Genomic DNA, 14,586 nt, shown 5'->3' with positions numbered 1-14,586 from the left:
TCGGATGGAACAGTAACAGTGGCGGCAAATACACCAGCGGGAAGTTATAATGTAGAGTATACAATTTGTGAGGTAAACAATCCTACTAATTGTGATACAGTAACTTCTGTAGTAGAGGTAAGTGCACCGGTTATAGATGCGGTAACAGAGACTACTACACCAGTGAATGGATTACCAGGAGGAACAACTTCTGCATTAACAGCGAATGATACATTAAATGGGTCACCAGTAACAGTAGGTACAAACCCAGGAGATGTAACAGTAACACCAGTAACAGTTCCAACAGGATTGACATTAAATTCGGATGGAACAGTAACAGTGGCGGCAAATACACCAGCGGGAAGTTATAATGTAGAGTATACAATTTGTGAGGTAAACAATCCTACTAATTGTGATACAGTAACTTCTGTAGTAGAGGTAACGGGGGCGCCAATAATTGCAACGGATGACTTAACCCCAATTAATTTGTCAAATGTAAATGGATTTACAGGAGGGGTTGCAGGAGATTTAACAGTGAATGATACATTAAATGGAATATTAGTTAATGATAGTGATATTATTATAAATGTAGTTGATGATGGAGGCTTAATTGGTGTTACAATAGATGCAGAAGGTAATTTGATTGTTCCAGCAAATACACAGGAAGGGGTTTATGTTATTCAGTATCAAATATGTGAGGTCTTAAATCCTGGTAATTGTGATACTGCAGAAGCAATTGTAATTGTAGAACCAGATAACGACGGAGATGGAATTGTAGATGCCTTAGATTTAGATGATGATAACGATGGAATTTTAGATGTTGATGAAGGAGATGGATCTGTTGATACTGACGGAGACGGAATTCCAGATAGTTTAGATTCTGATAGTGATAATGATGGAGTACCAGACGTAATAGAAGGAAATGATGATAACGGAGATGGAATTCCAGATGTACTTCCTTCTGGAAATGATACCGATGGAGATGGAATAGACGATTCTTATGATCCAGACAATGGAGGAGATCCAGTTGATATTCCTGATTCTGATGGAGATGGAATTCCAGATTATCAAGATACCGATGATGATAATGACGGAATTGATACCATGGATGAAGGTCCAGGAGATGGAGATCCAACAACAAATGATGCTTTAGATACAAATGGAAATGGTATTCCAGATTATTTAGATTCAGATACCAACCCTTGTGGAACTCCGTACAATATTTTAACTCCAGATGGAGATGGAGATAATGATGTATTCTATATTTCTTGTATTGACAGTCTGGAATATCAAAACAATTCAGTTGAAATATTTAATAGATGGGGTAATACTGTTTACAAAGCATCAGGCTATAATAATGAAGACGTTGCTTTTAGAGGTATTTCAAACGGAAGAGCGAATATAAATGTTGATGAAAAATTACCTTCAGGAACTTATTATTATGTCATTGATCTCGGAGACGGGTCTAAACCTAAAGTAGGATGGTTATATATTAACAGATAAAAAAATAATATGAAATTAAGATATATATATACAATAGTAGCATTGATATTTAGCGGATTAAATATCAATGCACAACAAGATCCACAGTATACACAATACATGTATAATACAATGAGTGTTAACCCTGCATATGCTGGTTCTAGTGGACATACCATAATAAATTTATTAGGAAGAACACAATGGGTTGGAGTTGATGGAGCCCCAGATACACAAACCTTAAGTTATGATGCTCCGCTTGGTTATAGCGGAGTTGGATTAGGAGTAAACCTTACCAATGATAGAATTGGACCAGCAAGAGAGATTTTTTTAGATATTAATGCTTCTTATAGAGTAAGAACTAGTGATGAAGGGAATTTATCATTTGGATTGAAATTAGGTGGAAGACATTTAAATGTAGACTGGAGTAGAGGATTGATTCAAGATAGGGAAGATAAAAGGTTACAAGGGAATATCAATCGATTTTTACCAACTATTGGAGCGGGAATTTATTACTACACTGATAATTGGTATTTAGGAGGAGCAGTTCCTAATATCATAAGAACGGAGCATTATGATGATGCGAATAGTGGCGGAGATGTAGCAGAAGAAAGAATGCACTTTTTCTTTATAGGTGGATATGTCTTTGATTTAAATGAGAGTATCAAGTTTAAGCCTGCTTTTTTAACAAAAATTGTAAGTGGTGCTCCTTTATCACTAGATGTGTCTGCCAATTTTTTATTCAACCAAAAATTTACAGCAGGAGCAGCTTGGAGATGGGATGACTCCATTAGTGCTTTACTTGGGTTACAGGCTACCGAAAATTTACATATTGGGTTTGCTTATGATTTGACCACTTCAAATTATAGTAACTACAACTCAGGTACCTATGAATTAATGATAAAATGGGAGATATTCCGAGAGTTAGCAACTAAATCTCCAAGATTCTTTTAAAAAAAGTAAAAATGAGAAGAACAATACCACTACAAATATTGATATGCATACTATTTACAACAGTTACATTTGGGCAACGTAAGTATGCTGCAGATAGATATTTTAATGAATTTGCGTATAAAAAGTCAACGGAGTTGTATAAAGTAATTTATGAAAAAGGAGATGATTCCTATTTAGTATTGAGCAGACTAGGCGATTCACATTACTTTAACTTTGAGTTTGATTTAGCAGAGAAATACTATAACAAGCTTATGAATTCTTACATGTCTGTTGCTTCACCAAAGCATATTTTTCGATATTCACAAGTTTTAAAGACTAATGGAAAAGTAAAAGAATCAGACAAATGGTTACTTAGACTAAAAGATTTGGGAAATGACAGTAGAGCAGAAGCTTTAGAAAAAAATGAAGATTACTTTGTTGAATATTCTAACAAGCCAAAGACGTACATAAATATTCATAACATTTCATCGAATACTAAATATTCTGATTTTGGAGGATTTCTTTATAAGAATGATTTTTACTTCGCTTCAGCAAAACCAAAGTCAGAAAAAGACAAGAAGTTATATAGGTGGAATAGACAACCATTTTTAAATATCTATAAAACAGAAAAGAAAGCAGTCAAGGAAAATAAAGTTTTAGAAGTTGAAGAAGCTAACATGATAAATGAGTTGAGTTCCAAGTATCATGAATCTAATTTAGTTATAACCAAAGATAGGAAAAAAGCATATTTCACAAGAGATAATTTTGATGGAAAACGACTGCAAGGAGATAAAGACCGGGTTTCTCATCTTAAGATTTATTCAGTAGAAAGAATAGGAGATGTTTGGGGGAATATACAAGAATTACCATTTAATAGTGAAGATTATTCCTGTGGACATCCTGCTTTAAGCCCAGATGAAAGAACATTATATTTTGTGTCTGATATGGCAAATGGTTATGGAGGAACGGATATTTATAAGGCTGATGTTTTAGGAGATAATACTTTCGGGGAGCCAGTGAACTTAGGTAAGAAAATCAATACAGAAGGAAGAGAAATGTTTCCATTTATAGGTAATGATGGAACTTTGTTTTTTGCATCAGATGGTCATTTAGGATTGGGAGCCTTAGATGTTTTTGAGTCTAAGAAAGAGAACAATGAGTTTACATCACCGGTAAACTTAGGAAGTCCTGTTAACGGACCTTTTGATGATTTTGCTTTTGTAATTAACGATGAGCATACCTATGGTTTTTTCTCATCCAATAGAAAAGGAGGGAAAGGCGATGATGATATTTATAGTTTTACAATCTACAATTGTAAAGAAGATATAAAAGGAATAGTTTCAGACTCTAGAACAGGAGAACCAATTTCAGAGGTGTTGGTTCAATTAATGAATTCAAAGGGAGAGCCTATAGAAGAACAAAGAACAGGAAGAGCGGGAGAATATTTGTTTAAAAAGATAGATTGTGAGAAGAACTTTGTAGTAGTAGTTTCAAAAGAAAACTACAGGAATGCAAAAAAGGATACCAAAACATTGGATATAAATAAAGAAACAGTGGTTGAGAACATTGAATTAGAATCTTTGATAGTAGAAGATCAAATAGTAATCAATCCAATTTATTTTGATTTCGATTTGCATAATATTCGAGAAGATGCAGAATATGAATTGGAACATATTGTTTCGGTTTTAAATAACAATCCAGATTTAATTATCAAAATAGAATCTCATACAGATAGTAGGGGTACCAAAGAATACAATAAAACCTTATCCAGTAACAGAGCAAAATCTACCAGAGATTATATAATTTCAAGAGGAATTAATGCTGATAGAATTGAAAGTGCTATTGGTTATGGTGAAGATAAACTACTGAATGATTGCGATGATTCAAATCAAAGTAAATGTACTGAAGAAGAACATCAAAAAAATAGAAGATCTTATTTTTATATCGTAAAAAGAGGAGACAATGTTAAAGTAACTAATCAAAAAAAGGAATAATTTTTAAAAAGCTATACATATTGTATAGCTTTTTTGTAAGTTAGTGGCAAGAATTAAATATAAAATTACCGTAGTGCACTTTTTATTAAAAACCACAACAAAAGGGTTCGAATATTGGAACACTTAATTGATATGTTTTGATTACCAGTTAATTACGGCTTAACAAAATAACCTCTACTTTTAATTGTAAAGTAGAGGTTATTTTAGATTTAAAATTTTGTTGCTACAAAAATTATTTGTGGTAGTTATCCTGTATTTTCTGGTTTCTATTGTGCTATACAAGACACTTTTATACTACAATTGTTAAATTCTTGATTATTTAGTGTTCTTTTTTTTCTAGCAAGTTGTATTTGTTGCTTATAAAGGTCTTTATTTGGAGTTTTACCTTGAATGATTTCCATAGGAGTATATCCATACAATTCGGTTAGATATCTGTGATGATTATAATATTCTATAAAACGCTGTAAATCGAGCAAATGTATTTGTTGATTTAAAGAATGTTTTCCGTGGAGAAACTCGGTTTTATAAATGCTATGCGTGCTTTCAGCCATTGAATTAGAAAATGGAAATTCTTTTGTCCTAGCAGTAATTTTAGTAATAAGTGGAGGGGCTTTTATGCTATTAATCCAAGTTAGAAGTTTTCCTTTATTTTCAGAGCCTCTATCAGACAAAATACTAATAGGTTTAGTAGTGTTGAGTAAATCATACTTTGTAAAAGTCTCTTGAAAAAGGTTTTTAATAAACCTGCTTCCTGCTTTTCCATCTCTAGAAGCTACATGCAAAATAGCTTTAGAAAAATTATCTTTTACAAAGGCAACTTTTTGTATGCCATCTTCAATAGTAGTAACATTGGTAATATCTACATGCAACCATTGAAAAGTTCTAGTTGCTCTAAACCCTTTTTTAATGGGTTGTTTGAATCGTTTTATCTTTTGATATCCTAAAGCAGCAGTATATTTGAAAAAGGTAGATTTTCCGCAGGAAATAAGATTGTTTTTAAGAGCGTAATAGTATAAAGTGGTTTTAGTTTTTCCAAAATGGATAGAGTCTTTAATTAATTGTTCAATAGTAATTATTTCTTGTATCGTTAGTTGATTGGGGTATTGTTTATAACATTTTTTTAAGGGGTTTAGGCTACAAATAATTTTTCTTTTTTCTTGATAATACCAATCTTTAGAAATCCCATAATATTTACAAGCAGTAGCTACTGATATTTTTGATAAAGAAGCCAAATGTTGCACAGAAGCAACAATTTTTGAAGTATGTAGTTTTAATAGTTTTTATTTTGTGAAAATTCTCCTAGCATGTGTAAATACCCTTTTCTAGTTTCGATAAAAAACGCATAGCTTTAAATAAAAACTTAGAAGCAAAAACATCTTTGATAGTATCAAACTGATTTTCACAAGTATGAACCCAATCACTTCCATAGTAATGCTCATGTGCAAACTGATTTCAATTATGTTTAGTGGTCTTGGGGATTTGAGTAATTTGTTGATTGTCAGGTATTCCGATAGCGTATAATACTATCATCAATGGATGATAATTTCGCTTATACATTTTTCATAACATTTAAAGGCTGGCGAAAATAAAATAATTTTTATACTTTTTATTAAAAATAATGTATGGAAATTTCTATATTGGGGTGCAGTTAATTGTTTAATTTACCGTAAACGGTTTCGTAAACAGTTTACAATTTTTTACATAGAAAAAGCGTGAAAAAAAGGTGATTCTTCGAACTCATAACCCGAAGGTCACTGGTTCGAGTCCAGTTCCCGCTACTAAGCAAAGGCTTTCAATTTAATTGAAAGCCTTTTTTTTTAACCTTAGTTGGCTAATGTTAAACTTTTTTTAATCTTTTGTGTTTTAGCAAATAAAGGCATTACATTTACAGATTTAAGATAACGCAACTAAATAAAAACAATGAAAAAAATATTTTTAATTCTATTATTGACAGTTTGTGCATCTACATTTGCTCAAGTACATGATCCAGTAAAGTGGAGTACTTCTGTAAAAAAGATATCAGATAAAGAAGCTGAGCTAGTAGCTACTGCAACGATTCAAAAAGATTGGCACTTGTATTCTCAAGAGATTCCAGAAGGAGGACCAATTCCAACTTTATTTACTTTTGAAGGAGATACCAAATACTTGAAAAAAGGAAATACCAAAGAAGAAGCAGGACATGTAGTAAATGATCCAGTTTTTGAAATGAAAATAAAGTATTTCGACACTAAAGCTACTTTTACTCAGAGAATTCGTTTAAAAACGACAGAGAAGTTTACTGTTAAAGGAGTAGTAGAGTATATGGTATGTACAGGAATGAATTGCCTGCCGCCAAAAGAAGTAGAATTGACTTTTAATGTAAACTAATCCTTTTTCCCCTGATATGATGAAAAGAATACTAGCATTTTTGCTTTGTTTTACCATTGGGTTTTCGGCAATGAGCCAAATTCATAATCCAATTGAATGGAAAACGAGTGTAGAGAAAGTTTCTGAAACAAATTATAACCTAGTTAGTACAGCAACAATTCAAGGAAGTTGGCACTTGTATGCACAAGAAGTTCCTAGTGGAGGACCTATTCCAACAACTTTTACGTATGATGATGACGGAGGAAAAATTAAAATTGTAGGAAATACTACAGAGCCTGAAGGAGAAATTAAGTTTACAACACTTTTTGGTGAAGAAGGAATGAATATTAAATCCTTTGCACACAAAGCTGTTTTTAAACAAGAAATAGAGTTAGTAGATGCTAGTGTAAAACAAATTAACGCTTTTGTAGAGTTTATAGCTTGTACTGATGAGATGTGTTTACCTCCAAAAGAAATAGACTTAGTATTTGATTTAACAAAGGCTACGAAGGTTAATGCTTCTACAGACACAATAAAAGAAACAAAAACAACAGATAAAGTAGTTTTAAAAGAGACTAAAAAAGAAGAGAAGAAAGGTTTATGGACTATTTTCTTCATAGCCTTTTTATCAGGGTTTGCTGCATTGTTAACGCCATGTGTGTTTCCTATGATACCAATGACGGTAAGCTTTTTTACGAAACAGAGTAAAAGTAAATCACAAGGAATAAGAAATGCTATTATTTATGGATTATGCATTGTTGTAATCTATGTATTGTTAGGTTCTGGAGTATCTTTTCTTTTTGGAGCAGATGCTTTAAACGCATTATCAACCAATGTTTGGTTTAATTTAATATTCTTTTTAATCTTGGTGATCTTTGCTGTGTCTTTCTTAGGTGCTTTTGAAATTACTTTACCAAGTTCTTGGGCGACTAAAGTAGATTCGCAAGCAGATAGAGGAGGATTAATCGGAATCTTTTTTATGGCTTTGGCCTTAGCAATTGTGTCTTTTTCTTGTACTGGGCCAATTGTAGGAACTCTATTAGTAGAAGCAGCCTCAAAAGGAGGAGTAGCTCCAATTATAGGAATGTTAGGGTTCTCTTCAGCTATAGCTTTACCTTTTGCGTTGTTTGCAGCTTTTCCAGGGTGGTTAAATTCATTACCAAAATCTGGAGGGTGGTTAAATACTGTAAAAGTAGTTTTAGGATTCTTAGAATTAGCTTTAGCGTTTAAATTTTTATCAAATGCAGATTTAGTATTACAATTACATTTACTAGAAAGAGAAGTGTTTATTGCTATTTGGATAGCTATTTTTGGAGCTTTAGCATTTTACTTATTCGGAAAAATACAATTACCACATGATAGCCCAATCAATCATATTTCGGTTGGAAGATTAAGCTTAGGGTTGGTAGTATTGTCTTTTACTATTTATATGGTTCCAGGATTATGGGGTGCACCGTTGAATTTAATCAGTGCATTTCCACCGCCACAACATTATAGTGAATCACCTTACGGGGTAGGGTTTACTAAACAAGCAATTGTAAGTTCAGGAGATCAAGAAAATGGACATGAGAGTTTGCCTGAAGGAGCACACTTAATGCCTCCACATGATATTATGTCTTTTCATGATTATGATAAAGGGTTGGCTTATGCTAAAAAAGTAGGAAAGCCTGTAATGTTAGATTTTACAGGACATGCTTGTGTAAACTGTAGAAAAATGGAGCAAAACGTTTGGGTAAAACCAAAAGTTTTAGACGTGCTAAAAAACAAAGTAGTGTTAATTTCTTTATATGTAGATGACAAAAGACCATTAGAAGAAGATGAAGTGGTTGAATCTAAGTTAAACCCTGGAAAGAAATTAAAATATATTGGTCAAAAATGGAGTGAAATGCAAACCATTAAATATAAAGCAAATTCACAACCATTTTATGTGTTAATGAATCACGATGAATCAAATATAATTGATCCGATAGCCTACACGCCAGATGTAGATGAGTACTACAATTGGCTTGAAAATGGAATTACCAATTTTAAAAAGTAATTAAAAAATCATATTGTAAACAAAAAGCACTTTAGAATAAATCTAAGGTGCTTTTTTGTTAAGTTAAGTTTTGTTAGAATAGGACAAAATAATGTAAGGGGTTCTTTTACAGTAGCTGTTTTGAAATTATCCATAAAATTCGTACCTTTGTACGATATGGTAGATACTACACACGAGAAAAAAAATCAACGAGTTTTTACATTCAACTACCTTGTGTTCCGCAACCAATCGGACAAATTTATCCCACCAGGGTTCTAAATTAAGTTTATAATAGCTTCTCTTTTTGAGGGAAGACTCTCTAATATATTTAAAAACACTTTGTAGAGCTATTTACCAATAAATAATAGATTTATAAAATGTTTTTTTTGACCTTACGAATATCGATTTATAGATAACCGTACACTTTTCGAAAAAAAGTATTCTGCATTAAAAGACAAATACCAAAAAATAGGTTTTGTTTTTACTGCTATTTAAGTTTCAATAGAAAAAGAACTAAAAGAAACTTATAATTATTACATACCTATTCTTTTTTATAAAAATAAAATTATGACAATAAAAACTTACGATGCATTTAATCGTATAACCCCTTTAGAAATAGAAAGAGTAACCAACTTTTTATACAAACACCTTGAGAAATATGGAGATGAAAAATCAGCGATTCGTAAAGCTATAGATTATGCAGCAAAAGAACGAACAGGATTAGGCGGGTATGTTTTTACAATAGAAGATAAAGGTGAAATTGTAGGAGCAGTGGTAATTAATAAAACAGGAATGGATGAATATATTCCAGAAAATATTTTAGTGTATATAGCCACCCATAATGAGTATAGAGGAAAAGGAATTGGGAGAAAGATAATGACACATGCTATTGAAAACTGTAAAGGAGATATTGCTTTACACGTAGAAAAAGACAATCCAGCTAAGTTTTTATACGAAAAGCTAGGATTTACCACACCGTATTTAGAAATGAGACTAAAGAGATAATATGAGACAGTTAAAAATAATAAAACAAGTTACCAATAGAGAATCAAAATCTATTGAGAAGTACTTACAAGAAATTGGTAAGATTGATTTGATTACTGCAGATGAAGAGGTAGAATTAGCTCAAAAAATCAAAGCAGGTGACCAACGAGCATTAGAAACTTTGGTGAATGCTAACTTACGTTTTGTTGTTTCAGTAGCAAAACAATACCAAAACCAAGGGTTACGACTTTCTGACTTAATAAATGAAGGGAATATAGGACTGGTTAAAGCAGCAAGACGTTTTGATGAAACACGTGGGTTTAAATTTATATCGTATGCAGTTTGGTGGATACGTCAGTCTATTTTACAAGCTTTGGCAGAACAATCTCGTGTAGTTCGTTTGCCATTAAACAAAATAGGTAGCATAAGTAAAATTAACAAGGCAGTTTCTAAACTTGAACAAAGTAATGAACGTATGCCAACACCAGAAGAAATTGCCAAAGTTTTAGATATGACAGTTTCAGACGTAAAACAGTCAATGAAAAACTCAGGAAGGCATATTTCTATGGACGCCCCTTTAAAAGAAGGAGAAACATCAAATTTATATGATGTTATAAGAGCTTCAGAAGCGCCTAAGCCAGATAAGGATTTAATGCAAGAATCTTTGCAATTAGAAATTAGTAGGAGCTTAGAAACCTTATCTCCAAGAGAGTCGGATATTATAAAGTTATTTTATGGCCTAGAAAACTACCGACCTATGAGTTTAACTGAAATAGGAGAAACTTTTGATTTAACAAGAGAACGTGTACGTCAAATTAAAGAAAAAGGAATTAGAAGACTTAAACAAAGATCGAGAACCAAAGTGTTACAGACTTATTTAGGATAGTTTCGACTTTGTTCAATCGAATTAAAAGAGAAATAATAATTTTAAAAATATATTAATATGTTGATAATACAAGTAAAGGAAGGTGAAAATATCGACAGAGCGATTAAACGCTACAGAAGAAAATATAGAAATACAAAAGTACTACAAGAAATTAGAGAAAGAAAAGAATATACAAAACCATCTGTAAGCAGAAGAGAGCAATTAAAAAAGGCTCAATACAAAGAGCAGTTTTTATTAGAGCAGGAAAAATAAGATATGGATATACATTTTATTGATCTATTAATATTTGTGGTATATCTGGTTTTTATGCTTGGAGTAGGAGTGTACTTCATGAATAAAAACAAATCAAAAGACGATTACTATGTAGGAGGAAGAAATATGTCAGCGGGTCATATAGGACTATCTGTTGTTGCAACTGATGTTGGAGGAGGTTTTTCTATTGGCTTAGGAGGCCTAGGTTTTTTAATGGGGCTCTCCGGTAGTTGGATGCTTTTTACAGGATTGTTAGGTGCTTGGATAAGCGCCGTTTTTTTAATCCCCAAAGTATACCCTATAGCAAAAAAACATCATTTTTTAACATTTCCAGAATCGTTAGCATTTCACTATAATACAAGAGTGGCTCTAATGGCGGGTATTATTTCGCTAATTGGTTACATCGGTTTTACGAGTTCACAAATTTTAGCAGGAGCAAAACTAGCATCAGCTACATTTCCATCAATATCTATAACAAATGCAGTTTTAATAATGGGAGTTATAGCTGTTGTGTATACAGTTATTGGAGGGATTAAAGCTGTTATTTATACAGATACTATTCAATGGATAATTCTTATGGTAGGATTGATAGGTATTGGAATACCTATTGGTTATATAGAAGTAGGAGGATGGAGCGGAATAAAAGGAATTTTACCAGCTAGTTTTTTATCATTAACAAACGTTTCGTTTATAGATATGTTTAACTGGATAATTACCATTGTACCTATTTGGTTTGTTGGAATGACTTTATATCAACGAATTTATGCCTGTAAAGATGAAGAAACAGCTAAAAAGGCATGGAGAATTGCAGGACTATTTGAATATCCAATAATGGCATTTATGGGAGTTGCTTTAGGACTGTTTTCAAGAGTAGCCTACGAACAAGGAATGTTTGCTAGTATAGGATATGCACCAGGAGTAGAGTTAGATGCTGAATTAGGGCTTCCGCTGTTATTAAGAAGTATTTTACCAGTAGGTTTAATGGGCTTAATGATGTCAGCTTATTTTTCAGCAATTATGTCTACAGCAGATAGTTGTTTAATGGCAGCATCAGGAAACTTAACAACAGATATTTTTGGATATTTTAAGAAGAGTATCAGCATAAGAAACTCACAGTTTATCACCTTTTTAATAGGAGGTTTAGCCATTGTATTAGCAACAAAAATGCAAAATGTATTAGAGTTGATGTTGTATTCTTATGCATTTATGGTGTCAGGTTTGTTAGTTCCTGTTTTAGGAACATTATTGCTAAAAAAGCCTTCTCCTATTGCAGCATTTTACGCCATGATTTCAGGAGGGTTAACTACTTTATTATTAATTGTTTTAGAAGTAAAATTACCTTTTGGCTTGGATGCAAATTTCTTTGGAATAACACTATCAGCAATAGTGTTTTCAACAATTCAGTTAATTAACAACCAAAAAACATGGAAAGCCTAAAGGATACTTTAGAGAAGATTAGAAAAGAGCTGCATAAGTTTCCTGAAGTTTCTGAAAAAGAATATGAAACTAAGAAAAGAATACAAGCTTTTTTAAAGGAACATACCTCTTGTGATGTATTACCAGTGGCTAAAACAGGGTTGTTAGCAATTTTTGATGGGAATAAAGAGGGTAAAACAGTTATGCTTAGGGCAGACATTGATGCATTGCCTATTCAAGAAATAAATAGTTTTGAACATAAATCTGTAAATGAAGGAGTCTCACATAAATGTGGACACGATGGGCATACAGCAATTCTACTTGGAGTAGCAAAACTTCTTACAGAGAAACCGTTACACAAAGGAAAAATAGTATTGCTTTTTCAACCTTCAGAAGAAAATGGAAGAGGAGCACAATCAGTGTTAGAAGATTCTTCTTTTAAAGAACTCAATATAGACTATGCGTTTGCACTACACAATTTACCTGGTTTTACTAAACAAGAAATAGTTGTAAAAGAAAATGAGTTTACTGGTAATGTAAAAAGTGTTGTAATTACTTTAGAAGGAAAAACAGCCCATGCAGCAGAGCCAGAAAAAGGATTTAATCCAGCCAATGCAATTGCTGAAATTCTTCATTTTATAAAACAAGAAACTAAAAATACACCAGAAGATTCTGATTTCTTTTTAGCTACTCCCGTGCACATAACTATGGGAGAAAAAGCCTATGGAGTATCAGCAGGATATGGAGAAGTACACCTTACACTACGAAGTTGGAGTACAAGTTTAATGAACGAGAAACAACAAAAAATAGAACAACTACTTCAAAAACTTGAAGAAAAAGAAAAGTTAAACATTAATACTTCTTGGTTTGAAGAGTTTTATGCAAATAAAAATCATAAAGAAGCTGTTGATTATATAAAAAAAGCAGCAACAAAACAAAAATTATTAATTAATGAAATAAATACTCCGTTTAAATGGGGAGAAGACTTTGGACTGTTTACACAACAGTTTAAAGGAGCTATATTTGGACTAGGGGCAGGAAAAGATACACCAGCATTGCATAATCCAGATTATGATTTTCCTGATGAAGTAACAGTAACAGGAGCACAATTATTTTATAATATTTTAAAAGAAGTTCAACAATAATGACTCATACATCGTATTTAGAATTATCTGAATCAGCTATAAAAAATAACATCAATTTTATACGTGGAATAATAGGAGAGGCTACTATTTTTTCATCCGTAGTAAAAGGTAATGCCTATGGACATGGAATTAAAACCTACTGTATGCTGGCATATAAGTATGGTGTAAGGCACTTTAGTGTTTCTGATGCAAATGAGGCTTTTGATGTAAAAAAAACACTACCTTATGAAGATGTAACCATTATGATAATGGGAATGATAGAAAATAGTCAGTTACCATGGGCAGTAGAAAACGGTATAGAGTTTTTTGTTTTTGAAGAAAATAGACTGCAAAAAGCAATAGAAGCAGCAAAGAAAGTAAAAAGAAGAGCTAAAATTCATTTAGAAATAGAAACAGGAATGAATAGAACAGGATTCATTCCAAAAGAGGCAACAAGAGTTCTTAAGTATATTGAAAAATATAAAGAGTTTATTGATGTAAAAGGAATTTGTTCTCATTTAGCTGGAGCAGAAAGTATATCAAATTATAAGAGAATAACAGATCAAAAGAAAAAATTTAAAAATGTAAGAAAGAGAATAGAAGAACTTGATTTATTCAATCCAACATACCATTTAGCAAGTTCAGCAGCTACAATTAGATATCCGACGACAAGGTTGGATTTGGTAAGGGTTGGTATTTTACAATTTGGTTTTTTTCCAACAAAGGAAATATTGGTTCATTATTTAACCAAAGAGAAAATTGTAGAAAATCCACTAAAAAGAATTATATCTTGGAAAACAGAAGTAATGGATGTTAAAACCATAAAGGCAGGTCAGTTTATTGGTTACGGTACATCATATTTTACAAATCAAGAAACTAAGATAGCAATTATACCTGTGGGTTATTCTTCAGGATACAGTCGTTCTTTGAGTAATAAAGGAAAAGTTTTAATAAGAGGTCAAAGGCATAAAATAATAGGAACTATTAATATGAATATGATGGCGGTGGATATAACACATGCTGATACTATTGAAAAAGGAGATGAGGTTGTATTAATTGGAAGTCAAGGTGATGTTGAAATAACAGTTTCATCATTTAACGATTCGATACAGATTATCAATTATGAATTATTAACAAGACTTCCTGAGAATTTACCAAGAATAATAACAAAATAAT

12 protein-coding genes are annotated in these 14,586 nt (G+C 32.1%); 11 read left to right on the top strand and 1 reads right to left on the bottom strand.

Annotated elements, in window-relative coordinates:
- From VBY68_RS06970 to VBY68_RS06960, 3 genes are all read left to right on the top strand, one after another.
- The coding region (locus VBY68_RS06970) for a gliding motility-associated C-terminal domain-containing protein (RefSeq protein WP_415269308.1) at positions 1-1,482 on the top strand (1,482 nt) is incomplete at its 5' end.
- A 9-nt stretch (positions 1,483-1,491) separates the two neighbouring features.
- A complete protein-coding gene (locus VBY68_RS06965; RefSeq protein ID WP_121146197.1) occupies positions 1,492-2,412 on the top strand; it encodes a PorP/SprF family type IX secretion system membrane protein in 921 nt (306 codons plus the stop codon).
- An 11-nt stretch (positions 2,413-2,423) separates the two neighbouring features.
- Entirely contained in the window at positions 2,424-4,385 is a 1,962-nt protein-coding gene (locus VBY68_RS06960; RefSeq protein WP_121146196.1) for an OmpA family protein, read from the top strand.
- Between the two features lie 266 nt (positions 4,386-4,651).
- On the opposite strand, the gene VBY68_RS06955 is transcribed toward VBY68_RS06960, so the two are convergent.
- A complete protein-coding gene (locus VBY68_RS06955; protein WP_121146195.1) occupies positions 4,652-5,626 on the bottom strand; it encodes an IS3 family transposase in 975 nt (324 codons plus the stop codon).
- A gap of 679 nt (positions 5,627-6,305) precedes the next feature.
- Between VBY68_RS06955 and VBY68_RS06950 the strand changes: the two genes are divergently transcribed.
- The 8 genes from VBY68_RS06950 (at position 6,306) to alr (ending at position 14,585) form a co-directional block, all read left to right on the top strand.
- Positions 6,306-6,752 carry a protein-disulfide reductase DsbD domain-containing protein gene (locus tag VBY68_RS06950; protein WP_415269307.1) on the top strand — a complete coding sequence of 149 codons (447 nt, stop codon included), beginning with the start codon at positions 6,306-6,308 and terminating at the stop codon, positions 6,750-6,752.
- Positions 6,753-6,771: 19 nt separating this feature from the next.
- Positions 6,772-8,769: a protein-disulfide reductase DsbD family protein gene (locus tag VBY68_RS06945; protein WP_415269310.1), complete on the top strand. Its 1,998-nt coding sequence runs from the start codon at positions 6,772-6,774 to the stop codon at positions 8,767-8,769.
- Positions 8,770-9,315: 546 nt separating this feature from the next.
- Positions 9,316-9,753 carry a GNAT family N-acetyltransferase gene (locus VBY68_RS06940; protein ID WP_164723427.1) on the top strand — a complete coding sequence of 146 codons (438 nt, stop codon included), beginning with the start codon at positions 9,316-9,318 and terminating at the stop codon, positions 9,751-9,753.
- 1 nt (position 9,754) lies between these two features.
- Complete coding sequence (locus VBY68_RS06935; RefSeq protein WP_099215799.1) at positions 9,755-10,618, top strand: sigma-70 family RNA polymerase sigma factor; 864 nt, start codon at positions 9,755-9,757, stop codon at positions 10,616-10,618.
- A gap of 57 nt (positions 10,619-10,675) precedes the next feature.
- Positions 10,676-10,870 carry a 30S ribosomal protein S21 gene (gene rpsU / locus VBY68_RS06930; RefSeq protein ID WP_099215800.1) on the top strand — a complete coding sequence of 65 codons (195 nt, stop codon included), beginning with the start codon at positions 10,676-10,678 and terminating at the stop codon, positions 10,868-10,870.
- 3 nt (positions 10,871-10,873) lie between these two features.
- A complete protein-coding gene (locus tag VBY68_RS06925) occupies positions 10,874-12,307 on the top strand; it encodes a sodium:solute symporter family protein (RefSeq protein WP_415269306.1) in 1,434 nt (477 codons plus the stop codon).
- Positions 12,295-13,431, top strand: coding sequence for an amidohydrolase (locus VBY68_RS06920; protein ID WP_415269305.1), 1,137 nt, complete (start codon positions 12,295-12,297; stop codon positions 13,429-13,431). Before VBY68_RS06925 ends, VBY68_RS06920 begins: the two co-directional genes overlap by 13 nt.
- A complete protein-coding gene (alr, locus tag VBY68_RS06915) occupies positions 13,431-14,585 on the top strand; it encodes an alanine racemase (protein ID WP_124589458.1) in 1,155 nt (384 codons plus the stop codon). The genes VBY68_RS06920 and alr overlap by 1 nt, the downstream gene beginning before the upstream one ends.
- Position 14,586 lies beyond the last annotated feature (1 nt).

It is taken from the genome of Tenacibaculum ascidiaceicola, from assembly GCF_047470925.1.
Lineage (GTDB): Bacteria > Bacteroidota > Bacteroidia > Flavobacteriales > Flavobacteriaceae > Polaribacter > Polaribacter discolor.
This window is presented reverse-complemented; position numbering and strand designations above follow the sequence as displayed.

Coding starts and splice junctions, on each gene's coding strand:
- VBY68_RS06965 (WP_121146197.1), top strand. CDS start 1,492: ATGAAATTAAGATATATATATACAATAGTAGCATTGATATTTAGCGGA.
- VBY68_RS06960 (WP_121146196.1), top strand. CDS start 2,424: ATGAGAAGAACAATACCACTACAAATATTGATATGCATACTATTTACA.
- VBY68_RS06950 (WP_415269307.1), top strand. CDS start 6,306: ATGAAAAAAATATTTTTAATTCTATTATTGACAGTTTGTGCATCTACA.
- VBY68_RS06945 (WP_415269310.1), top strand. CDS start 6,772: ATGAAAAGAATACTAGCATTTTTGCTTTGTTTTACCATTGGGTTTTCG.
- VBY68_RS06940 (WP_164723427.1), top strand. CDS start 9,316: ATGACAATAAAAACTTACGATGCATTTAATCGTATAACCCCTTTAGAA.
- VBY68_RS06935 (WP_099215799.1), top strand. CDS start 9,755: ATGAGACAGTTAAAAATAATAAAACAAGTTACCAATAGAGAATCAAAA.
- rpsU (WP_099215800.1), top strand. CDS start 10,676: ATGTTGATAATACAAGTAAAGGAAGGTGAAAATATCGACAGAGCGATT.
- VBY68_RS06925 (WP_415269306.1), top strand. CDS start 10,874: ATGGATATACATTTTATTGATCTATTAATATTTGTGGTATATCTGGTT.
- VBY68_RS06920 (WP_415269305.1), top strand. CDS start 12,295: ATGGAAAGCCTAAAGGATACTTTAGAGAAGATTAGAAAAGAGCTGCAT.
- alr (WP_124589458.1), top strand. CDS start 13,431: ATGACTCATACATCGTATTTAGAATTATCTGAATCAGCTATAAAAAAT.